This is a genomic window from Candidatus Tisiphia endosymbiont of Nemotelus nigrinus (assembly GCF_964026475.1).
Lineage (GTDB): Bacteria > Pseudomonadota > Alphaproteobacteria > Rickettsiales > Rickettsiaceae > Tisiphia.
On the sequence record NZ_OZ032151.1, the window covers coordinates 414,005 to 437,036 of the forward strand.

Below are 23,032 nucleotides of genomic sequence, written 5' to 3' on the forward strand. Positions count from 1 at the left end.
TCATTGTGAGGAGTAATGCTAATAGGGTTATCTGTATAATATAACAGATTTTTATGATCCACTAACTAGTTGTTTTCATTATTTTTATGATATTTTTAATTTTTTCTATATATAGCTAATTGATTAAGGTTCTAGGAGGTTGTCGGAGATAACTAATTAATTATATTTTGTGCTATTTTTAGGCGAGAATAAATAGGATTTTTGATATGATGTGTACCTATTTCAAGAAAATCCTGTTTATTAGTAGCCAAAAAGAGCCAAATATAGAATTACTTTAGTTATTTTAAGGCAGTCTCCTAGATAGCTTCTATGCCATTACGAGAAAGTAGCTTTGCGGCAACGAATCAATCTATAAGAATAGTGGATTACCACAACCACTACGTGGTCTCGTTAATAGGCGAATTATAGGGTTTCTCACAATGACGTCGTTTGACACATCAACTCAGCCCGAACACTAGTGCTATACTATACAGGAAATGATACTGAAATAAATAAAGGGTCAGCGAAGAAGATACGCCAACCCTATTATACTTTCAGGTTTAAAGAATTGCCCCTATTTATGTTGTAATCCTTTAAATTATTGGAACATAACTTTATTTTATAGAAGTTACAGCCCTACGGTTTTGTGCCCAAGCCTCTTCGTTATCACCATCAACAGCTGGTCTCTCTTTACCATAAGAGATACTATCAAGCCTATTCTCCGCAATTCCTAGATTAATTAAATATTTTCGAACAGTATTTGATCTTCTTTCACCAAGGCCTAGGTTATATTCTCTTGTGCCTCTATCATCACAATGTCCTTCAATAGTTGCTACCGTAGTAGGATGTGCTTTTAACCAAACAGCTTGTTTATTTAGCTGTTCTTTTGCTTGAGGCGAAATGTCTGATTTATTAAAAGCAAAAAACACCCTATCACCAGCACGTCTTTCGAAATCAGAAGCTAAGGAATTTTCTTCAACCTTATGAGTCATACCTGTATCTACTGTTGATTTTTTCTTCGTAGAACCGCACCCAGAAAGCACAAATAGTGCTAGAAAAGCTATTGTAGTTTTTTTTAGTATCATAATGAACTCCTTGATTTTATAATAAGCTATTAAATTATATGTGCTTAACAAAAAATTGTCAAACTCCCATTTCCTGTATTATACACTATCATATCAATACTTAAAAGCATAAAATTATTCTAACACTAAACTCTAACCTCTTGAGTACATGTAGCAAAAATATCATATATGGTTAGTGAAAATATTTCATGAAGGTAACATGAATTACCTTCCAAATCCCTTGTATACTCGATGAAAATCAAGAATTGCGTTGTCGTTATTCAAGATTTGCGGCGTTCACGTACTAAATGTACGCTCTGCTCCTCGACTTGAATACTCCTAGACACTTATATCTTTAAATTATGATATAATAGACTATTGAAGCCAATCCATTCCTGATAGCTTTTTTGGATTGATTCGTTGCCACTGAAGTAGCTCCTCACAGTGACAGAAAGGTTATCTATAGCCTAAATAGGATTAGCTGTCTTAAAAAATTAAGTTGAATATAAACTACTAACAATATAGTATGTAAGGTGTTGAAATTAGATAAGATAAAATGATTAATGTTACTTTTCCAGATGGATCACAAAAGCAATTTACAAAAAATATCACAGGGTTAGAGATAGCTAGTCAAGTTTCTGCTTCTCTAGCAAAGAATGCTTTGGTTGTTGAAGTAAACAACGAGCTAAAGGACCTAAGTCTACCCATAGAATCTGATTGTAATTTGAGGATTTTAACCTACAAAGATTCTGAATGCTTAGAGGTAATACGTCATGATGCTGCTCATATAACGGCGGAAGCAGTTAAAGAATTATTTCCAAATGTCCAAGTGACCATAGGTCCAGCTATAGAAAATGGCTTTTTTTATGATTTCGCTAAAGATAAACCGTTTGCCCCGGAAGATTTAGTGATGATAGAAGCAAAAATGCATGAGATTGTTAAAAGAAATGAGAAAATCACTAGAGAAGTATGGAATCGTGATCAAGCCATAGAATTCTTTAAATCAATTGGTGAATATTATAAAGCCGAGATAATTTCAGAAATCCCGGCAAGTGAGGATATTACATTATATAGGCAAGGTGATTTTATTGATCTGTGCCGTGGTCCGCATGCTCCATCAACTGGCTTCATTAAACATTTTAAATTAATGAAAGTAGCAGGAGCATATTGGCGAGGTGATAGCAAAAATCCTATGCTACAAAGAATCTATGGTACAGCTTGGGCAACAAAAGAGCAGTTAGACAGTTATCTTTACATGCTTGAAGAGGCAGAGAAGCGTGATCATAGGAAATTAGGTCGGGAACTTGATTTGTTTCACTTGCAGGAAGAAGCTCAAGGTATGGTATTCTGGCATGATAAGGGCTGGAGTATATATCGTACTATTGAACAATATGTTAGAAATAAAATCAGAAAAATGGGATATATTGAGGTAAAAACTCCTGTGCTTGTTGATAAAAGTTTATGGGAAACTTCTGGTCATTGGGAGAAGTTTAGAGAAGACATGTTTGCTCTAAATCTTGCTGATGATAAAACACTAGCCATGAAGCCGATGAATTGCCCATGTCATGTACAGATTTTTAAGCAGGGTATCAAAAGTTATCGAGACTTACCATTACGTATGTCTGAATTTGGCTTATGCCATAGAAATGAAGCATCTGGTGCGTTGCACGGCCTGATGAGAGTAAGGGCTTTTCAGCAAGATGATGCCCATATTTTTTGCACTGAAGACCAAATTAATAGTGAGACAGTAAAATTTTGTGGTCTCTTAACCGAGATTTATAAAGATTTTGGTTTTTCTGATATTAAAATCAAATTTTCAGATCGTCCTAAAGTACGGGCTGGTAGTGATGAAGTTTGGGATAAAGCTGAAAATTCTCTAAAAAATGCCGTAAAAGAAGCTGGTTATTCTTATATATTAAACCCTGGTGATGGTGCATTTTATGGACCAAAACTAGATTTTTGTCTTAAGGATTCAATAGGTAGAGAGTGGCAATGTGGTACTCTGCAAGTTGATTTTGTCTTACCAGAACGTCTTGATGCTTACTATATTGCAACAAACGGTGAGAAAAAAAGACCAGTAATGTTGCATAGGGCTGCCCTTGGTTCTTTTGAACGGTTCATTGGAATATTAATTGAAGAATATGCAGGACGCTTCCCTTTATGGCTGGCCCCTGTACAAGTAGCTATTGCTACCATCACTAGCGATTTAAATGATTATGCAGTTGGGGTACATAAATTATTGGTTAGTGAAGGCATAAGGTCAGATATTGATATTTCACCTGAAAAAATTAATTATAAAATACGTTGTTTTTCTAACAATAAAGTACCTATAATAGCTGTTGTGGGTAAACAGGAGATGGCAAATAATACTGTGACTATAAGACAACTGGGATATGAACAACAAGAAATTATTTCTTTACAAAATCTAGTAAAGCTTGTGAAAGATCAGAATACCCGCTATTTATAGCTAATTTAGCCATAGTAAATTGACGTTATTGCGAGACCACGTGAGTGTAGTGGCAGTGCGTTTTTGGTTACTTTTATGGATTGCTTCGTCGGCTTACGCCTACTCGCAATGACGTGTGTACTATATCTATAACTTGTCATTGCGAGGAGTAGCTTTGCTACGACGAAGCAATCTAGGAAAGTGATCATAAGTGGATTGCTTCGTCGGCTTATGCCTACTTGCAATGACGGAAAAGCTATCTAGAACCTTAACGGGTTAGCTATATACTCAAATAATTTGAGTAATAATACAATTTTATTTAAACAATAATTATGGAGAAGTTTTATTTCTGGAGTTAAGAATAGTAATTTCCCGAAGGCTAATATGGAAATTAGTGCTAGTCAAGTTCGTTTAGTCGGTGAAAATGGTGAGATGCTTGGCATCGTCAGTATCAAGAAAGCTTTGGAGTACGCCGAAAAGGTTGCTTTAGATTTGGTAGAAATCTCACCAAATGCTGAACCTCCTGTTTGTAAAGTTTTGAATTTTGGCAAGTTTAAATATGACAGTAAAAAACGTATTCAGGACTCTAGGAAAAAACAAAAAGTTGTTGTTCTTAAAGAGATGAAATTTAAACCAAACATTAGCCAGGGTGATTTTGATGTGAAAGTTCGCAAAATCAAAAACTTTTTGAAGGAAGGCGACAAAGTAAAAGTCTCCTTATGGTTCAAAGGTAGAGAAATTGTCCATAATGATATTGGTATGAAGTTGTTTGACCGCATATTGTTAGAACTAGAGGATTTAGCTAAGATTGATTCTGCTCCTAAAATGGAAGGTAAACAGATAATTATGTTAGTCAGTCCCAATACAACCAAAATACCAACGAACTAATTAGAACTAATATTATGCCAATTAAGATTCTCATGCCTGCTCTATCTCCAACTATGACTGAAGGGAATATAGCCAAATGGTTAAAAAAAGAAGGAGATAAGGTTGTCCCAGGAGATGTTATAGCAGAAATAGAGACAGATAAAGCTACTATGGAAGTTGAGGCTGTAGAAGAAGGAATTTTTGCTAAAATAATTGTACCACAAGGTACAGAGAATGTAGCCGTCAATTCACTTATTGCTGTATTACTTGAAGATGGTGAAGATATGAGCTTATTGGATAGTTTTATAGCAAGTAGTGATAATGCTTCTAAATTAGCTGAAAAACCGGCAATGCTGATAGAAGAAAGTAAATCAGTTAATATAAGTCAGGAAAGCAAAGTAACAAAAGATCCTGCTAGAGTATATGCCTCGCCTTTGGTTAAAAGGTTGGCAGCCATTGAGCGTATTGATTTGTCAAATATTCAAGGTAGCGGACCACATGGCAGAATAATTAAAAAAGATGTATTATCCTACTTAGTGCAACCAACAAATAGTGGTAAGATTAGGGCGGTGAACAGAAATCACCAGGAGTACAGATCAGTCCCCAATAATAATATCCGTAAAATCATCGCTAAACGTTTGCTTGAATCTAAACAAACCATCCCACATTTCTATCTCTCAATAGAATGTAACATGGATAAGTTATTGGACATTAGAGAGGATATCAATAAATCGCTTATAGAAGAGAGTAAAATTAAAATTACGGTTAATGATTTTGTTATTTTAGCAGTAGCAAAAGCTTTAAAAGCCGTCCCAGAAGCAAATGTTAGCTGGGACGAGTCTGCTACTCGGTATTATAATAATATTGATGTATCAGTTGCTGTAGCAATCGATAATGGTCTTATAACCCCTGTCGTCAGAAATGCTGATCAAAAAGATTTGGTGACATTATCACGCGAATTGCAAGCTCTTATAAAAAAAGCTCGGGATAATAAATTAACTCCTGAAGAATTTCAAGGAGGAGGGTTTTCCGTCTCTAACCTAGGTATGTACGGTGTTAAAAACTTTAATGCTATAATAAATCCACCCCAAAGCTGTATCCTAGCAATAGGAGCTAGCTCAAAACGTCCAATAGTTGGCAATGATCAGATAAAAGTGGCTACTATGATGGATGTTACTCTTTCTTCTGATCACAGAGTTGTTGATGGTGCTGTAGGGGCTAAATTTTTAGCTTCATTCAAAAAATTTATAGAAAGCCCTGCATTGATGCTTATATAACATCTGATTTGCACTCTGTTCTCACCATAACTTAAAACTTAAATCATAGAATAAATTATGAGCTTTTCTGATAATCTAGCCAAAATCTTGAATAAATATGAGGAATTATCGAAAAAACTAACTACTGGTTTAGTTGGAGAAGAATTTATAAAAGCCTCAAAGGAATATGCTGGGCTAGAGCCAATTGTTCAAACAATTAATGAATATAATAAATCTGTATCCGAGTTACGCGATATCAAAGAAATGGCACAAGAATCGAATTTAGACTCTGATACACAATCGATGATATATGATGAAATACATCGTTTAGAAGCCCTGATGCCTAAACTAGAAAGGGCAGTAAAACTCTCTTTGTTACCAAAAGATGAAGCTGATACAAAAAATGCTATTATCGAGGTAAGAGCTGGTAGTGGTGGAGAAGAAGCAGCGTTATTTGCTGCAACTTTATTTAATATGTATCACAGATACGCCGAATTAAAAAGTTGGCGTTTTGAAATATTATCAATCTCAGACACTGGTATTGGTGGATATAAAGAAGCATCCGCACTAATTCAAGGACGAGATGTGTTTTCTAAACTTAAATTCGAATCAGGTGTACACCGAGTGCAAAGAGTTCCTGAGACTGAGTCAAGTGGTAGGATACATACTTCTGCAGCTACCGTTGCTGTCTTGCCTGAAGCAGAAGATGTAGATATTAAGATCGATGACAAAGATTTACGAATTGATACATATCGGGCATCGGGTGCTGGCGGACAACATGTCAATACCACCGAATCAGCAGTAAGGATTACCCATCTACCAACTGGTATTGTCGTTGCCCTACAAGATGAAAAATCACAGCATAAAAATAAAGCTAAGGCTATGAAAATTCTTCGTTCTAGGGTTTATGAAGCAGAGCGATATAAAAAAGATATGGAAAGAGCCGAAGTGCGTAAAGGACAGGTTGGTTCTGGTGATAGATCAGAAAGAATTCGTACCTATAACTTTCCACAAGGTAGAGTCTCTGACCATAGAATTAACCTAACTCTCTATAAAATAGAATATGTTGTAAAAAACGGGCAGTTAGATGAATTTATTGAAGCTTTAATATCGGCTGATGAGGCAAGAAAACTTTCAGAAGTTTAAAGTATGTGTATTTATTATTTGGTTACTTAATTTTTGACTATATTTACAAATCATCCCCTGTTTGCTTTTTGTACAAGTTACAAATATTCTGAAACCATTTATTACGCCATTCACCCTCTACCGGGTGAGTATTAAGAATTTTTTTAGTGCAGTTACGAATTCAAGACGACTATTAAAAGGTGTATATGATGGATTTTTTGCATACCAAGTTGCTGGTCTGATATTAAATATTTGATTTTGTTTCCATTGGATTCTTAACGCTGCTCTTTCTGATGGGCAGCAAATTCCCCATACTTTCTTTAACCAAATATTCTTTATCATAATATCTGACTTTAATACTGCATATTCAAAAATCAAATAATCAGCATTAAGTCTATACGGGTAGAATGCAATTGATCTACAATATGCAACAAAGTTTGCGATATCAAAATTTGGTGATTTTGTAAAACATTTAACTTCCAATAGATTTATGTCATTTCTATGCTCGTCCATATAAAAATCAGGGAACTCTTGGTTATTATCAGGTAGACGATAAGTGATATTATGTTCATTCATAAAGGATTTTAGCCATTCCTGTATTACATTGCCAATAATACTATTATCTCTAACAATAGTTTTAATATTATGTAATTCAAAATATACATTACCTTTTGCTCCACAGATTCCAGTATTTTGTAAGGTATCAAGTAGTAATTTAGCACTCATGATAATATTCTTACAACGATTTCTTTTATTACTGGTGGCATCACAGTATTTCCTATTAAATCAAATGCTTTATAATAATCTAATTCGTCTAAACTGTAAGTTTCAGGATATCCTGAAAGTCTTAAGCCTTCACGAACAGTAAAACCTCTAATGCCCTTTCCCACCGGAATTGCTAACTTACCAATTTCAGTTGCAACAATAGTTGGAACGTAGCCTTTTGGATCAATAATCTTTGAGATTGGAAATGAAAGTTTGCCAGCGACAATATTATAGCCTTTTTCTTTAGTGGTATCGTATTCACGAACTTTGATTCCTCCATTTTTAATAAAAAGATTTTTAGGATGTTCTACGTGTTTAGTCCCAGGGTGTAATGTTGTATATTATAAAGAATTACCATCAAGAGAGGAATTATGGGACAAATATTACACGGCTGTGCCAAAACGACAGAGGCAATACGTTTCGCAATCCAAAATAGTCAAGAGAGCTTAAAGACCTTAGCAAGAAAATATTCTATTAATCCTAAAACAGTTGCTAAGTGGAAGAAACGAACTACATTACAAGATACTTGTATGGGTCCCAAAGAACCATCTTCTACAGTATTAACTTCTGAAGAAGAAGCTATGTGTATAGCATTTCGTAAACACACTTTATTATCTTTAGATGATTGCTTATATGCTTTACAAGTTAGTATTCCCAAGCTTACTAGATCTTCTTTACATAGACTTCTTCAACGCCATAATGTTAGTAGGTTACCGGAAGTAAAAGGAAATAACAAAACCAAGAAGAAGTTTAAACTTTATCCAATTGGTTATTTCCATATAGATATTGCTGAAGTCAAAACAGAAGAAGGTAAACTCTATCTATTTGTTGCTATTGATCGCACTTCAAAGTTTGTGTATGTAGAACTTTTACCAAGATGTACCAAGACAGAAACAGCACAATTTCTTCGTAATTTAATTAAAGCTATACCTTATAAAATTCATACTATTTTGACAGATAATGGTATTCAATTTACTAACAGAACAGTAGATAAGCATGCTTGGATGCATATTTTTGATCGTATTTGCTATGAATACAATATTGAACACAGGCTAACAAAAGTTAATCATCCATGGACTAATGGACAGGTAGAACGTATGAATCGTACTATTAAAGAGGCAACTGTTAAACGTTTTTATTATGACAATCATCAGCAACTTAAACAACATTTATATGATTTTATCAATGCCTACAATTTCGCAAAAAGACTTAAAGCTCTTAAAGGTTTAACTCCTTATGAATTTATCATAAAAACATGGACATCTGATCCAAATAAATTTATTATTAACCCTAACCTCCACTCCCTGGGACTAAACACCTAGGTTTTGAGCTGGTTACAATAGAACCTTGCTAAAATACTTTTTAGCAGTTTCTTAGAAGTGGCGTCAAAATCAAGTATCAACTGTTTTGGTGCAATTTTATAAGATTCGATAAATTTATCAATCATCAGCTTGTGAGCTTTAAAAGCAAATTGACGATCTGCTTTGTTTTCTAAACGACACAAAGTAGAGCTACTAGCCATATCATCGACTGTGTCTATACTTGTTTGCAAAGCTGGACACTTCCTTAAATTATCGTGATCATTTAAATCTTCATAACCAAGAGCAATCGAGTAAATACGTTGTTTTAGCATTGTGAGAATAGTATGAGTAATTTTATCAGAATCTCGCTTATCAGGAAAATTTTTAGCCAGTTCATTGGTTAGACCAAGCCTCTTATCTGCTTCTCTTAGCAATAATACACCTCCATCACTGCTAATATTACCTCCTGTAAAATTTATTTCCATTTGACGATTTTTTACTTTCGATTGGTAATTTAATCCTGTACAATTTGTCATGACAAAACCTTCTGTATAATGTTCTTTTAACACCGATATTATACTATATTACGAGGGTTTTGTCTCCTGACTTTCATGCATTATTCAGGTTAAGCTTATCCTCATTTCTTGCTTTTCTTTTTCTTAATATTTCAATAATTTGTTTCCATTCTCTGATTTTTATATGATAATTCATTCCGGTAGTATTTTTGATTGTCTAAAATAGAAAATACACTACCTCTCCTTCTTTTTAATTTATTTTTTTACAAAACTTCACAGAACCTAGTATTTTTTACTGTATATTAAGTGTTTTTTTATTGATTTTTAATATAGGAGGGCATAGAGTGAAAGCCTGTTTTTTGTTTTGCGAAAAATAGACACTGAGGTTAGATTGTAATTTGATGGATTGTCTTCTAACCTCGGTGCTTGACACTACACCACGTAGTATCGTCTTGCATAAATACAATTATTTTTCCGCAGAGTAAAGGGAATTTTTTAAGTTTTTTAGAATAGTGCTAATCTAGTAACAGTTGCTAAAATTGTTATTATAGTTTTCGATGATTAACATTGTTGCTGTTCTGAGCTTTCAATTGGCTATCTTTGGTTATTGTATTTTTAGGGAGATGAGATGAACTGGTGTCATATATCTAGCTAAACTAAATTTGTTACATAATGATTTAAAAATATATAAAAGTTGGTTAGATATTTGGTTTAATATTGATGTAATTTTAAATTGGTTATCGTTAATAGAAATGAACTTATAATAACTGGGTATTTCTTAAAAAATTAACCTATTTTTGTTGAATGTTATAATAATAATTCAACTAAGAATATGGTTGTAAAAATAGTGTTTTTGTAGTGTTTTTTTATTAGGTTTTCAAGGATTTCCCCAATTTTTATGATAAATTGATCAGCATATTAGTTGAAATAATTTTTAAAATTTTAATTAAAATTAGAGGAGCAAAGCTTATGAGTACTAAAGTTTTAAGACTACAACACAATAAATGGGATAGTATCGTTGTGAGACACAAATTTTTACCGATACTCCTTGCAATGACGTCGGTTGTTTCCCTGTGATTTTTAAACTGCCCTAGTAACATTTGGGTAATAAGGATGACCGTGAAGCTCAAGGAATATATTTATAAAAAATATGGTTAATCGCATTTTGCTTAGAATTATTATTTTTCTCTCAATATTTAGTGTCATTACATATTTAGTGTATACTAATTACCACCAAGATAGTGGGCAGGTAGTGACGATTTACCACGATCAATCTCCGACAAAAATTAAGCCACAAGATAGTGGGGGAATAGTAATACCAAATGCCAATAATATAATTTACGAGAATTTACAACAAAAAAAGGTTAGTAAAGCTATAACATTACAACCTGAACCGGAAAAACCATTAAATATCACTAAACAAAAATCAGTACAAAGTGATGAAGATATTGATTCTATAGATACAATTTTATTTGGTATAATAGAAACTGATCAGGTTAAGTATGAGAAACATAAACTAAGTAACAATGAAGAAGGAACGGAAATAATTTTACCTAATATAATAAAAAACGAGCCAGTACAAAAAGAGAATTTAATAGAACAACAGACTGTTCCAGTAGCCCAACAACCTAATTCAAATAAGGTCGGTTTAAATATAATAAAAGTTACTGAATCACGTCGTAAGATCGATGATAGACAGTTATTAAATAAGTCAAATCAAGGAGGATATAAAATTCAGATAGCTTCGGTAAAATCTGAATCAGAGGCTAACCAAGAAATGGAAAGACTGAAAAAAAAATATGGTAAAACCTTTAATAATATCATTATAAATATCAAGAAGGTACAATCTGATAAAGGAAATTTTTTCTATTTAGTATTAGTAGGTAATTATCCAAATATAAACCAAGCTAAAGCGATCTGTAAAAAACTCTCTGACAATCAGCAAGGTTGCATAATTACTAATCATTGATGGGTTTTCAACAAATAAAACTCAAGGTTTATGATATTTATCGATCATCCAATCTATAAACGTACTGTCAACAGACTGCTTTTTCAAAGCATATTCATATACTTCATTTATTAGAGCTGTAAGATTGATAAATGAAAAATTTAAATTTTTTTCAATTAACATATTAATTGTTGAACTAGTGGCTTTACTAAAGATTTTCATCTGATCAACAGTTAGTACCTCAAAGTTTATTTCACTATTAACAACAAGAGCCTCTAAACTAATATCTAAGGCTTTGGCAATTAATTGTAAATTATTAGCACTAGGATTTTTTGAACTACCATATAAAATACTATAAACAGTATTTCTACTTAAGCCAGTTTTCTTCTCTATATCTACAGCGTTCATATTTTTTTGCGTCATTAATGAGCTAAGTTTGGTCTGTAAGTTTGCCATATATAATACTTTGTATATAAATTCAATATTCCTAAATATTAAGGTATCTTAATCATAAAGTAAACAACTAATAACTAATTATGGATTATTATCTCTGGACTTGGGGTATTATAATTCTTAAATTACCATGATCTAGAAAATCCTACCTTAGTTACTCGTGAAACTATGTAGAATAAACAATAAATTATGGTATTTATTACAGTAATTATTGGTGTAATTGGTACGTCAAGATATAATGATGCCGTTAAACCAAGGAAGTTTACAATTAAAGCTATGATAACTGAATTAATAATCATTTGGGCAGGATTATTAGAAATCATCCTAGCTGTCATTGCTGGAATTAGCAAAATACTAGTGACAAGCAATGCTCCAACAATTTTAATAGTCGAGAATACTGATAAAGATAACAGTAACAAAAATGCCAATTCAATTGTTTTTACTTTTATTCCTTTAATTTGAGCAATATCTCTATTAATTACAATTAGAATAATTTGACGGTAGAAATAGCAAATAAAAAAAACAACCGACATAAATATGGCTGATAAAATTAATATATCATTTAAAGAGGCAGATAATATATCACCAAATAATAGACTAGTAATCTTGATCTGTAGTGGGTACATGTAACTCACTACCAAAGCCAAAGATAACATAAAGTTTGATACTAAAATTACCACACTACTGCTACCTGATCTATTTTTTAGGGTGAATACTAAGATAGCAAAAATAATAGCGACAACTAATCCCGAATAAACAACAGGCAAATGGATGAGAATGCTAATACTTCCAGCAAGTAAACTAGCATGCGATAGACCATCACCAAAATAAATATATTTTTTCCATAAACTTAAACAACCAAGAGGAGCAAAAATTAAACTGATTAGAATTATAGTTAATATTATTAGAGTCATTTAATACGATTTTTAATAAATAAGTTAAGAATAGCACTTAGTGCTTAATTATTTTTGTGGTATATATTATTAGTAATTCACATTACGCATGGTATTAAAAGTCATAGGGGAAGCAGCCTAGCGTCATTGCGAGAAGTGTGTGAAGCACGACAAAGCAATCCAATTATAAGTTTTCTGGATTGCTTAGTCACCACCAAAGTGGCTTCTCGCAATGACGTCTTGTACTTTTCTGCAATTTTTAAATTGCTATGGTTATGCGTAAGGTAATAGACTTGCTGCATAAATCAAAGATAGTTGAGGGATTTTTAGGAGAAACGAAGCCGGCTACCTTCGCGTACACAGACGTACGTGAGGAGCGGAGGCGAGTTTCGACGACAAAATCACCAACTAGATTGACTTATGCAGTAAGTCTAATGAATTAGTAACCAATTTTATAATTAGTAAGGGACTATGTCTATAAAATCTTCTATTAATCAAGTAGAACTAGAAAAATTTAGTAAGATTTCTAGTCAATGGTGGCAGGAAGATGGGGAATTTAAAATTCTTCATCAAATAAATCCAATTCGTATTGGTTACATATTAGATAAGATAAAAGAGCATTTTAACGTGCAGGATGACATATTACCTTGTTCAAATTTAGAAATTATAGATGTAGGATGTGGGGGGGGATTAATTACCTCTCCTCTCTGTAAACTAAATGCTATAGTCACGGGTATAGATGCATTGCAAAGTAATATCGATATTGCGACACAATATGCCTCATCCCAAAATCTGAATATACAATATCTTAAATCAACTGTTGAGGAGTTAGTATCTTTAAATGATTTAAATAAAAAACAATATGATGTGGTACTCTGTTTAGAAGTCATAGAACATATTGATAATCCTAGTGATTTTGTAAAAAACCTAGCTAGTTTAGTAAAACCAGATGGCATGATTATAATTTCAACTATTAATCGTACGATAAAATCCTATATGCTAGCTATTTTGATGGCAGAATATGTACTTAATTGGGTATCCAAAAATACCCACGATCATAGTAAATTTCTTAAACCATCGGAAATTTACTCGATGTTTAATGATAATAATATAGAGCTTAAAGAACTCAAGGGCTTAACCTATAATATCGTCAATAGACGTTGGCAGTTAAGTGATGATATAGATGTAAATTATTTTGCTTACTTAACCTAAATAAAGGAAAATATGACTGTAATTACTAGATTTGCCCCATCCCCTACTGGTTTTCTACATATTGGTGGGGCAAGGACGGCATTGTTTAATTATTTATTTGCTAAACACCATAATGGCAAGTTTTTGCTACGAATTGAGGATACTGATCAAGCGAGATCAACCGAAGATGCTGTAGATGCTATATTTTCCGGCTTGAGATGGCTTGGTTTAGATTGGGATGGTGAAGTGCTTTTTCAGTCGAAAAGAAATGATTTATACAAACAAGCTGCTCTGAGATTAGTCGATGAGGGGAAAGCTTATTATTGCTTTACCTCTCAAGAGGAAATAGATAGGCAGCGAGATAATGCCATAGCTAATAAACAACATTTCTTGTTCAAAAGCCCTTGGCGGGATGTATTGCCTTCTAGTTCACAGGAGCAGAAGAGTAGACCAGTTATCCGCTTGAAAACTCCAAGAGTTGGTCATACCATTATTCATGATGCTTTACAAGGAGATGTGGCTATTGAAAACTCGCACCTTGATGATATGGTATTGTTACGTAGCGACGGTACTGCTACCTATATGTTAGCGGTAGTGTTGGATGATCACGATATGCAGATTAGCCATATTATCAGGGGGGATGACCATTTAACTAATGCTGCTCGTCAAATTTTACTTTATCAAGCCTTTGGTTGGTCTGTACCAAATATGGTACATATACCGTTAATACACGGAGCTGATGGGGCGAAATTATCTAAAAGACACGGGGCTCTTGGAGTAGAATCTTACCAAGATATGGGGTATTTGCCTGAGAGCTTATGTAATTATTTATTAAGATTAGGATGGAGTCACAAGGATGATGAGATTATTTCAAGATCACAAGCTATAGAATGGTTTGATCTTGATGGGCTAGGTAAGTCACCAGCTTGTCTTGATTTTGCCAAAATGGATAGTTTAAATTCTCATTATTTACGTCAGCTTGACGATCAGACATTAACGAAGATGATTTGTCAGAGCTTGCAAGAAAATTATCAAGTTAATACGAAAGAAAAGGAATATATTCAGCAAGCAATGCCAAGTTTGAAAATAAGAAGTACTAATTTAGTTGAATTAGCAGAACTAGCTAGGATTTATTTGATTAATGTTCCTATTATCTATTCTGAGGATGCTAAAAAACTAATCAATAATTGTGATAAAAATTTGTTGGGTCAAGTTATAAAGGAATTAGAGAATTTACCAAATTTTGATAAAGACTCAATTCAAATAAAATTTAAAGAAATAGCCAAGAATAATAACATGAAACTCGCAGATATCATGCAGTCTGTTAGAGCTTTAATGACAGGTATGACTACTTCTCCAAGTGTCTTTGAAATTATTGCCATAATTGGTAAAGAAAATGCTATTGCTAGGTTGCAATGTACCCAAATAATTTAACAGCTAGTCAATATCGACAGCAACTCTTGAAAGGCAGCGAAGAGTATATATTTTACAACCTAGTTGGAACATATACTATTACGAGAGTTCTAGGCAATTATGGTACAGCCAAAGGAGTTGCTTATTTTATAGAGGATAAAGAGCATTTATACTCAAAGCATCCGTGCATATTATATCGAGAGGAGCTTGATGTTAACTATCACGGTAATAGCTCTAAGGTAAGAGCCCTTAAGGAATATCTATATTCTCTAGAGCAAAACAAAATTGTTAAATATTTTGTTAATGAGAATAACCATACTTTATTTTACCAAATACATTTTATCTCTAATACTCCTTGCCAGGCTGAAGCCACCCACCAATGTAACCTGGATATTTATCAAGCTAGTTACATATTTTTGAATGAAGATTACTTTGAGCTAAGTTATAAAATTTCAGGACCCAGTAAGGACTATACAATAAAAACTAGTTTTACTAGAATTGTAGAGAATATATCACCCATCTACTTTAAAGGATAACCAATCCTTTAAAGTAGAAAAGAGCAAGAACTAGTTTCTTCTATTGCCAAAGAATCTTAGAAGATATAGGAACAAGTTGATAAAATCTAAATATAAGCTAAAAGCAGCCATTATAGACATTTTTTGTCCTAATTCTCCACCACCAGACATAAAATACATAGACTTAATTTTCTGAGTATCCCATGCAATAAGCCCCATAAATACAGCAACTCCGATTAGAGATGTTGCGAAATATATAGCAGAACTTTGTAAGAACATATTAACCAACGATACAATGATGAGACCAAATAATCCCATAACAAGAAATGAACCGATCGAGGTCAAATCCCTATTGGTACTGTATCCATAAAGACTCATTGCCCCAAAGACAGATGAACAAATGAAGAAAGTCCGAGCAATTGATTCTCCTGTATAGATAAACCCAAGAGATGCTAGAGACATACCTGTTAAAGCAGCGTAAACCCAAAATAACACTTTAGTAGTATCTAAGCTCATCTTGCCAAAGCCCATAAAGAAGTACAAAGCAATCCCCACCGGAGAAATCATTACCAACGTTCCCAAACCAGTATTACCCATAAATTGTCCATTTGGTCCAATCTGAAATAAAAGTCTGGCTAACGGCTCAAATGATATAGTAGCAATGGCTGTTACTCCAGTTAATACCAAAGCCAAAGCCATATAATTATAGACTTTCAGCATGTATTCTCTCAGTCCTGCATCATATGTTTTCTGAGTGGCAGTAAAAGTTTTTGTATAATCAACCATAAGAAACCCCATGAATATGTCGTTATTTATACCGTAATATACAGTATAAGCTTCAAGCCTTTTGTTTTCAAGAAGAAAATTCTAAATATGCTGATAAATGGTATATGATGTTGACATAACAGGAGATTAAGGATATATTGTGCTTTTTCTAAAGATTTCACCACTTTCTTTTAAGAGTGTTTTATCAAAATAAGCACACAATGGCATCCTGTATCCAGTACAAGGCAGATATAAGGCACCCGTAGCTCAATTGGATAGAGTATATGACTACGGATCATAAGGCTGGGGGTTCGACTCCCTCCGGGTGCACCACTCTCCAATTTTGGTACATTTTATGAATAGATCAAACGGTGGACGCAAGGTATAGTATAGCTTACAGCCATTCAGTTCTAGGTTCGCAAACACACAATTTAACAATTTACGTTTTTCTGTAGCAGTCGAACCTTTAAACGTTTCTAGGCTTCCGGAAGCCATTTCTACTAAGCTTATCAGGTGCTGTGAGAATTTGTTATCTGCCATTTCGTGGTTTTCTATTTCTATAGCAATTTCTGCTCGTTTTTGTACTAATTCTTTACGTTTTTTTTCATGGTCTCCTTTTGTAATATCACCGTCTAAAAATAGATCAGTGAGTCTGTTCATACGTGTTGTTATTTTTGTTTGTTCAGTATATAACTCACCTATTCTCCTCTTATGAAAATCTTGCTCAATTTTTGCTGAGCTTTTAATATAAGAAATTACTTCAGATAATAATCCAGAATCTAAACGAAGCATTGCTAATATTTGTTCTACTTCTTTTAATACTTGTTCTTCTTGTACGTAGATTCTTTTATTAGTATTACCATGTTTCCAAACTCGTAAATATGTCCACTCTGTTGTTTTACCATTAACATAGGTTTTCCTTTTGGTTTCAGCAGTAACAACTCGACCAGTAGCAGCACATTTTATCAACCCTCTAAATATATACTCTTTTTCTCCATGTTTAAACGGTTTTTTATTCCAGCTAAGACGCACTCTTTGGCAAGCATCAAATAGTTCCTTACTAATTATAGGAGGATATATATGCGAATATTGTTTGCCAGTTTTTAGTAATCTCATTACCCCGTAATAAAACGGATTTTGAATAATTTTGTATATATGAGAACAACATAAATAGCCTTGGTTACCATGAGAATTACGTAAACCCCATTCTCGAGTTTTTCTCAATATTTCTAATAATGTATAATTACCGGTAGCATAAGTTTCAAATATTTTCTTCACAAGCGGTGCACGGTCAGGATCAACGATGATTTGTCCTTTGCCACGTTCTGACTCTTTACCTGTCACATGCAGATAACCGATAGGGGCAGTACTAACCCACTCACCTAGACGTAATTTTTGCTCTATACTACGATTAATATTATCTCTCAAACTATCAACATAAGACTGAGCCATCATCACAAAAATGTTCCACATCATCCTGTCTTGTGAAGTAGAGTTTTTATGAATAATGCAATTTTCTGTATAAAAATGCAGTTCTATTTTGCCTTTCTCAATTAAATCGTTTAATAATGGTGTCTCCTTATAACTACGTTGCAACCGATCAACTTTATCAGTTACAATTGCAACTAATTCTTTCTGTTTCCTAGCAAAATCTATAGCTTCCATAAATTTTTTGCGATTACCAATAGTAGACGACTCAGAAAATTCAAAGATTTTTAAAATCTCTAAACCTTTACGAGTACAATATTCTTGTAAACGATATTTTTGGGCTTCAATAGAATAACCGTCTTCTTGTTCTTTGGAAGAAACTCTAGCTAATATTATTGCTTTTTTAACTTCCTCTGTCATAAATTTTTTCCTATTTTAATTAATAAATTTATTTATATTTAAATTTGATTTTTTACTACCAAATGTATGGTATCTCTTACAATAAGTAGAAGCAACGTATAAAAAATAATCATCTTTTATATCTATCTTTTGCAAAAGTACTTTTTCATAAAACCTTGTGTAAGTATTAACGGTGATTAGGTTATCAGATGATAAAGTACCAAGTACAGACCAAAGTAACGTATTAATTGGTGTATATAGCAGATCCTCGTCAATTAGAATGATGACAGATTTATCACTACAAATCAGTACTCGACGAATTAACTTGCCAAGAGTAGAATAATCATAAGGTCCTGTAGATTCAATGATTTCTACTATTGTTAGTCCTTCTTGTTGGCTGGTAGTAATGACATCATCTCTAAGTTTCAAGTCCTTAGGGTGGTCATAAGTCGGATTAAAAAAGATGATGACTTCAGAAGGCAAAGTTGTTGTGTATGTCATAGCAGTATCCCCTTTGTGATTAAACTTAAAGTTATTAAGTTTTAATCACCAAAGAATCTTGAGAGATTACTTTGGCGATCGGGGAGTTCGAAAAACCGCCGCTAGACAGCTACGTTAGCCTTTAGGCTTAAGATTCCCACCTTAAGCCTTGAACATAGCTAACATCTCCCCGACCATAAAAATCGAGGATTTATCATTTAATGGCTGATGCTTACCACTAACGGACTACAGGTTTCGACACCCCAAAGTAACTTTACAGTTACTTCATTTTTAATTTTAAACTATACTCCCCTAAAGTCAATAACAGTTTTTTTACTGTTAATTGTTATTTTCGTTGTCTTCCTTTTCTTTCTTTTTCATCTTGTAATTAATAATTTCTTGGCAGAAGCTAATTAAGTTTCTCGCAGCTTCATGAGCTTCCGAGTCAGTGATTTGGTTATGGTACATTACTTTTATCCTAAAGACTATGCTAGCATAGATTTCTTCCTTGGTACGTTCATTACATTCTTTTATAGGCATAATTATTTTCAGCTCTTTTTATTTTTATAATTTTAGCATTCAACATAATTTTATATTACACAACTGTAAGTTCATGATATGTAACAGAAAATAATTTGTTTTATAAAACCAGTTGCCTTTAACTTGAGCTTTATAAGCGATATAGTTTTGTAAAATATTTAGTAATTAGTTCATTACATGAACTAATTACTAAATATTTTGGAGTATTCAGCAAACGATGCTTTGCTAAATGAAGATATCTGTAATTTATAGGTTAATTATTTTAAGGCTATATGAGATTAGAAAAGTGGTTAGAGCTGAAACAAATGCAAATTCATATATTTGCTAAGAAAATAGGTAAGAATAGAAGTCAAGTACATAAATATATCCATGAAAATGTTATGCCAAAGCATGATGTCATTGTTAAAATTTATATTGCAACTTTAGGAGCAGTTTCAGCTAATGATTTCCATAGGCTTTCTGATAAATTATTTGAGAAAGAAACATTACATGCTAATTCTTTTCGTGATAATTAGTATATCAATCGTAATTAACATATCAAAATCCAATCAATAACTCTTATGTATCAGATAATAATTTCCATATTTCTGATGTTTTAAACATATTAAACAACCATGAAGAGCTGGTGATATAAGACAGTACAATAATTCATATATCTGTTTACAGGATATTTGGTTGTCCAATCTTTTATGATCATTTTAAGTTTTAATCATTACCTAATATTCTCTTAATAATTTAGCATTATTTTTTTACATAAGTAATTTTTACAACATTATTGACTACAAAATACTACTAAACAACCAATTAATGGTATTAAAATTACCCACAAATATTGTGTATAATTCTGTGGAAAACACGTGGGTAAGTTTTTAAAGACTATAAAAACTATAAAATTAGTAGGAAATTTTTTAGAAAATCTAAAGAAAATTAGAACTTTTTTCCAATTTTTTAAAGATTTTTTTTGGTTTCATAGAATGAACTATTTTTTTAGCCTCGATATTTTACTAATTTATATTAATTAACAAGGACATTAATTATGACAGAATTCTACCGTAAACTCTTTTATCCATCAACTATTATTAAGGATGCAGAGTTACTAAAACATGATGAATATGGTGTTTATATTCGTCTATTGGAACATATGTGGATAAGTGGTGGAAAACTACCACATGATGATACAAAAATTGCTCATTATTTACGCATTACACCAAAAAAATGGCAAAATTACAAAAAAATTTTACAAAATTTTTTCATTTTTTCTGACAAAACATTTACTCATACTGAACTCAAAAAAGAATACCAAAAAACTATTTTAATATCACAACAAAATTCTCTGAAAGCCGGGAAGAGATGGGGTAAACAGAGTTGCAATATCGATGATAAAATAATTGAAAATATTGTATCAATAGGAAGAAAAAATTGTAAATTAAATGATGCTACAGCATATGCAACTGCAGTACCACAGCATATGCAATTGCAATGCTACGCACGTGCGTCTAAAAAGAAAGATATTGATTTAAGATTAGATGATATAGATAGGTCTGTGGATAACTCAAAACAATTAACCGTTTATCACGAATTATATAATAAACTGCAATTACTCTTTAGTGAACATAGTATGCTTTTCCCCAAGGATCAATTTTTGCTAGTTGAATGGATAAAAGCTGGTATTAGTATCGATTCTATCTATCAAAAAATTGCTCTAATACTCCAGCGTATTAGCAAGCAAAATCTAGAACATCCAAAATCTTTTGCTTATTTCACTGCTGAAATACAACGATGTTTTTAAACCTTGTATCACCACATGAACTAATTCTAGTTATTTTTCAGCTTCTCTTCAATGTTATAGGATAAATTATCGTTTCCTGCCATGAACATCCTATTGCACAAGGTAAAAATCTTTCATAGTATCGCAATAGTAATTGCTATCGATGGTTTATTAAGGTGAGAAGATAGAGGAAGAAGTGAAGTAAAGAACCAAGATAGCAATTACGCCTAGCTATTAAAAAAATTAGAAACTAAGAAAATATGACCTTACCAACTTCAAGTGAAAAATCATCTAACGGTAGTAAAGATGCACAATAATAATCTTAACCAAACGTTATATTGGTCATTATCAAGACCGTTAAAATATATGGGGCTGACGATAGATGAATGGGGAGTACTACTGCTTGGTGGTATTCCGGGTTTAATTTTCTTGAATAGTGCTAATGCTACACTTGGGCTTAGTTTCATAATAATTGGCATCATACTTTGTTATGGATTCAAGAAGTTTAAAAAACTCTCTGAATATTTTCTGCTGAAGAGTTATTTGGTAGCAAAAGGTATTCTGCCAGCCCCTAAGGGCTATCCTGCTTTACTGAACAAAAGAATAGGCAAATGAATCATTTATTTAAGCAACAATCAATCCAAAGCTTGGTTAAGTATAACCAACATTTGCTGATCATCACATTAACTCTATCAGTTACTACGTTAATTAGTGTCGTCTCGCTAATTAATAGGGAGGAAAAATGGTTATTAATTCCAGCAATTGAGAGTGACCGAAGAATGAGTGTGTCGTCTAGCATTTACCATGAAACTTATTTAAAAGAGTGGGCTGAGTTTGTCATGAGAGAATTATTTTATACTTCTCCTGAAAGGGTAGAAAGTCAAATAGCTAATATTAAAATTATTTCTTCCTCCAACCTTCAGCTAGATAAGTTTTTTAAAGAACATTTACAGTTTGTTAAAGGTTCAAATGTTAGTAGTACATTTTTTCTAAAAACTCCAAAAGTAGTTGACAGTGGTGTGTTGATTACCGGTACATTTCATTATTGGTTTGGTGGTTCTGACAAGCAGGTAGCTGAAGAAAAGACCTATCTACTAGGTTATAAAAGAGGGGTGAGAGGGGTTTTGTTATTAACCAGCGTAGAGGAACAAATCAGGTGAAAAAACTTCAGAAATTATACTTAACATTCATGCTAATGTTGAGCTTATTTGCCAGCGAAGCTAGAGCCATTGGTTATCCAATGATTGAAGATGCGATACTAGAGCTACAAATTGCTAAGTCAGGACCTACTCGCATTACTATCGTTGGTGAAAAGATCCTTGATATTTTTGTGCATCCACAGGAAGCAGTAGAGGCAGTAATTCATTCTTCGGGATGTCTAGTTGTTTTGCCTCAAGCAGGAGCAGAGGGAGTGTTTATCACTATATTTGGTGACAATGAAACCGTACAGGATTTATCTCTGCGTTTTACCGAGAAAAGTCCAAGTCCTGTGCGGCTAATAAAATTTAATTTGGACAATGAATTAAGCAATACTAAAGAAAGGATAAACAATGAGAAAAAATTACCAAATAACCAATAACTATAACAAATCACTGCTGCTAGATAATCAAGTAGCACTATCAAAAACAGTAGAATTTACTGCTTTGGTAGCATTCTTTCTTCTGTGTTACATTTGTTTATTGCCTGAAATTACTTTTGCTGCTTCGCTTGAAAACCAGTTAGATAAAGCTGGGGGATTAGCTAATGGTAAAGTTAAGACTATTGGTTTGTCAGCAGCAACTGTTTTATCATCTATTTGGTCAGTGGTACGTGGTAATATCAAGTTAGCTGGCGTGATAGTTGCTATTGGGGTAATCCTTGGTTTCTATCTTGAGTGGATAGCAGGTGGCATGAAAGTGACCTGATAACCAATAGGAGATAC

Annotated in this window: 26 protein-coding genes and 1 tRNA gene; 17 read left to right on the forward strand and 10 right to left on the reverse strand. The window is 32.9% G+C overall.

All coding sequences use genetic code 11. The annotated features are described in order from the left end of the window. Positions 1-593: 593 nt before the first annotated feature. On the reverse strand, positions 594-1,061 hold the full coding sequence (gene pal, locus AAGD39_RS02030; RefSeq protein WP_341757207.1) for a peptidoglycan-associated lipoprotein Pal: 468 nt from the start codon (positions 1,059-1,061) through the stop codon (positions 594-596). Between the two features lie 538 nt (positions 1,062-1,599). Here pal and thrS point away from each other — a divergent pair. The 4 genes from thrS to prfA all read left to right on the forward strand — a co-directional run bounded on the left by thrS (position 1,600) and on the right by prfA (position 6,758). Next, the gene (gene thrS, locus AAGD39_RS02035; RefSeq protein ID WP_341756966.1) at positions 1,600-3,510 is read left to right on the forward strand and encodes a threonine--tRNA ligase; all 1,911 of its coding nucleotides are present in this window, start codon (positions 1,600-1,602) and stop codon (positions 3,508-3,510) included. Positions 3,511-3,873: 363 nt separating this feature from the next. Next, positions 3,874-4,377 (forward strand): translation initiation factor IF-3, encoded by a 504-nt coding sequence (gene infC, locus AAGD39_RS02040; RefSeq protein ID WP_341756967.1) that lies wholly within the window; start codon positions 3,874-3,876, stop codon positions 4,375-4,377. Positions 4,378-4,391: 14 nt separating this feature from the next. After that, positions 4,392-5,633: a pyruvate dehydrogenase complex dihydrolipoamide acetyltransferase gene (locus AAGD39_RS02045; protein ID WP_341756968.1), complete on the forward strand. Its 1,242-nt coding sequence runs from the start codon at positions 4,392-4,394 to the stop codon at positions 5,631-5,633. Positions 5,634-5,690: 57 nt separating this feature from the next. Then, complete coding sequence (gene prfA / locus AAGD39_RS02050) at positions 5,691-6,758, forward strand: peptide chain release factor 1 (RefSeq protein ID WP_341756969.1); 1,068 nt, start codon at positions 5,691-5,693, stop codon at positions 6,756-6,758. Between the two features lie 117 nt (positions 6,759-6,875). Here prfA and AAGD39_RS02055 read toward each other — a convergent pair whose 3' ends face one another. Continuing rightward, the gene (locus tag AAGD39_RS02055; RefSeq protein ID WP_341756970.1) at positions 6,876-7,463 is read right to left on the reverse strand and encodes an NgoBV family restriction endonuclease; all 588 of its coding nucleotides are present in this window, start codon (positions 7,461-7,463) and stop codon (positions 6,876-6,878) included. Continuing rightward, on the reverse strand, positions 7,460-7,627 hold the full coding sequence (locus tag AAGD39_RS02060) for a DNA cytosine methyltransferase (protein WP_341756971.1): 168 nt from the start codon (positions 7,625-7,627) through the stop codon (positions 7,460-7,462). The genes AAGD39_RS02055 and AAGD39_RS02060 overlap by 4 nt, the downstream gene beginning before the upstream one ends. 246 nt (positions 7,628-7,873) lie before the next feature. On the opposite strand from AAGD39_RS02060, the gene AAGD39_RS02065 reads away from it, so the two are divergent. Next, the gene (locus AAGD39_RS02065; RefSeq protein WP_341756043.1) at positions 7,874-8,824 is read left to right on the forward strand and encodes an IS481 family transposase; all 951 of its coding nucleotides are present in this window, start codon (positions 7,874-7,876) and stop codon (positions 8,822-8,824) included. Here the strand turns inward: AAGD39_RS02065 and AAGD39_RS02070 are convergent. Next, positions 8,821-9,339: a transposase gene (locus tag AAGD39_RS02070; protein WP_341756972.1), complete on the reverse strand. Its 519-nt coding sequence runs from the start codon at positions 9,337-9,339 to the stop codon at positions 8,821-8,823. The two genes, AAGD39_RS02065 and AAGD39_RS02070, sit on opposite strands and share 4 nt — an antisense overlap. A 1,129-nt stretch (positions 9,340-10,468) precedes the next feature. Here AAGD39_RS02070 and AAGD39_RS02075 point away from each other — a divergent pair. Further along, positions 10,469-11,287, forward strand: a complete 819-nt coding sequence (locus AAGD39_RS02075) for an SPOR domain-containing protein (RefSeq protein WP_341756973.1) — start codon at positions 10,469-10,471, stop codon at positions 11,285-11,287. A 21-nt stretch (positions 11,288-11,308) separates the two neighbouring features. Here AAGD39_RS02075 and AAGD39_RS02080 read toward each other — a convergent pair whose 3' ends face one another. Further along, on the reverse strand, positions 11,309-11,722 hold the full coding sequence (locus AAGD39_RS02080) for a helix-turn-helix domain-containing protein (RefSeq protein WP_341756974.1): 414 nt from the start codon (positions 11,720-11,722) through the stop codon (positions 11,309-11,311). 122 nt (positions 11,723-11,844) lie between these two features. Further along, positions 11,845-12,633, reverse strand: a complete 789-nt coding sequence (locus AAGD39_RS02085; RefSeq protein WP_341756975.1) for a metal ABC transporter permease — start codon at positions 12,631-12,633, stop codon at positions 11,845-11,847. A 254-nt stretch (positions 12,634-12,887) separates the two neighbouring features. On the opposite strand from AAGD39_RS02085, the gene AAGD39_RS02090 reads away from it, so the two are divergent. Genes AAGD39_RS02090 through AAGD39_RS02105 form a run of 4 tightly spaced genes read left to right on the forward strand, consistent with a single transcriptional unit; the run spans position 12,888 to position 15,752 of the window. After that, entirely contained in the window at positions 12,888-13,055 is a 168-nt protein-coding gene (locus AAGD39_RS02090; RefSeq protein WP_341756976.1) for a hypothetical protein, read from the forward strand. 28 nt (positions 13,056-13,083) lie between these two features. Beyond that, the gene (gene ubiG, locus AAGD39_RS02095; RefSeq protein WP_341756977.1) at positions 13,084-13,824 is read left to right on the forward strand and encodes a bifunctional 2-polyprenyl-6-hydroxyphenol methylase/3-demethylubiquinol 3-O-methyltransferase UbiG; all 741 of its coding nucleotides are present in this window, start codon (positions 13,084-13,086) and stop codon (positions 13,822-13,824) included. Between the two features lie 12 nt (positions 13,825-13,836). Next, the gene (gene gltX, locus AAGD39_RS02100; protein ID WP_341756978.1) at positions 13,837-15,237 is read left to right on the forward strand and encodes a glutamate--tRNA ligase; all 1,401 of its coding nucleotides are present in this window, start codon (positions 13,837-13,839) and stop codon (positions 15,235-15,237) included. Further along, positions 15,219-15,752, forward strand: a complete 534-nt coding sequence (locus AAGD39_RS02105) for a DUF6314 family protein (protein WP_341756979.1) — start codon at positions 15,219-15,221, stop codon at positions 15,750-15,752. The genes gltX and AAGD39_RS02105 overlap by 19 nt, the downstream gene beginning before the upstream one ends. A gap of 30 nt (positions 15,753-15,782) precedes the next feature. Here the strand turns inward: AAGD39_RS02105 and AAGD39_RS02110 are convergent, their stop codons facing one another. Next, entirely contained in the window at positions 15,783-16,517 is a 735-nt protein-coding gene (locus AAGD39_RS02110; protein WP_341756980.1) for a Bax inhibitor-1/YccA family protein, read from the reverse strand. A 235-nt stretch (positions 16,518-16,752) separates the two neighbouring features. On the opposite strand from AAGD39_RS02110, the gene AAGD39_RS02115 reads away from it, so the two are divergent. Beyond that, a tRNA-Arg gene (locus AAGD39_RS02115) sits at positions 16,753-16,829 on the forward strand. Here AAGD39_RS02115 and AAGD39_RS02120 read toward each other — a convergent pair. The 3 genes from AAGD39_RS02120 to AAGD39_RS02130 all read right to left on the reverse strand — a co-directional run bounded on the left by AAGD39_RS02120 (position 16,785) and on the right by AAGD39_RS02130 (position 19,343). Continuing rightward, positions 16,785-18,344: a recombinase family protein gene (locus AAGD39_RS02120; protein WP_341757208.1), complete on the reverse strand. Its 1,560-nt coding sequence runs from the start codon at positions 18,342-18,344 to the stop codon at positions 16,785-16,787. The two genes, AAGD39_RS02115 and AAGD39_RS02120, sit on opposite strands and share 45 nt — an antisense overlap. Before the next feature lie 15 nt (positions 18,345-18,359). After that, entirely contained in the window at positions 18,360-18,824 is a 465-nt protein-coding gene (locus AAGD39_RS02125; protein WP_341756981.1) for a hypothetical protein, read from the reverse strand. A gap of 318 nt (positions 18,825-19,142) precedes the next feature. Continuing rightward, entirely contained in the window at positions 19,143-19,343 is a 201-nt protein-coding gene (locus tag AAGD39_RS02130; protein ID WP_341756982.1) for a hypothetical protein, read from the reverse strand. A gap of 272 nt (positions 19,344-19,615) precedes the next feature. Here AAGD39_RS02130 and AAGD39_RS02135 point away from each other — a divergent pair, with 272 nt between their 5' ends. From AAGD39_RS02135 to AAGD39_RS02160, 6 genes are all read left to right on the forward strand, one after another. Beyond that, the gene (locus AAGD39_RS02135) at positions 19,616-19,858 is read left to right on the forward strand and encodes a hypothetical protein (protein ID WP_341756983.1); all 243 of its coding nucleotides are present in this window, start codon (positions 19,616-19,618) and stop codon (positions 19,856-19,858) included. A 521-nt stretch (positions 19,859-20,379) separates the two neighbouring features. Next, positions 20,380-21,132, forward strand: a complete 753-nt coding sequence (locus tag AAGD39_RS02140; protein WP_341756984.1) for a DUF1376 domain-containing protein — start codon at positions 20,380-20,382, stop codon at positions 21,130-21,132. A gap of 285 nt (positions 21,133-21,417) precedes the next feature. Then, the gene (locus tag AAGD39_RS02145) at positions 21,418-21,726 is read left to right on the forward strand and encodes a hypothetical protein (RefSeq protein ID WP_341756985.1); all 309 of its coding nucleotides are present in this window, start codon (positions 21,418-21,420) and stop codon (positions 21,724-21,726) included. Next, the gene (locus AAGD39_RS02150; RefSeq protein ID WP_341756986.1) at positions 21,723-22,271 is read left to right on the forward strand and encodes a TraE/TraK family type IV conjugative transfer system protein; all 549 of its coding nucleotides are present in this window, start codon (positions 21,723-21,725) and stop codon (positions 22,269-22,271) included. Before AAGD39_RS02145 ends, AAGD39_RS02150 begins: the two co-directional genes overlap by 4 nt. After that, positions 22,268-22,690, forward strand: coding sequence for a hypothetical protein (locus AAGD39_RS02155; protein WP_341756987.1), 423 nt, complete (start codon positions 22,268-22,270; stop codon positions 22,688-22,690). Before AAGD39_RS02150 ends, AAGD39_RS02155 begins: the two co-directional genes overlap by 4 nt. Then, positions 22,662-23,015 (forward strand): hypothetical protein, encoded by a 354-nt coding sequence (locus AAGD39_RS02160; protein ID WP_341756988.1) that lies wholly within the window; start codon positions 22,662-22,664, stop codon positions 23,013-23,015. The genes AAGD39_RS02155 and AAGD39_RS02160 overlap by 29 nt, the downstream gene beginning before the upstream one ends. Positions 23,016-23,032: the final 17 nt, after the last annotated feature.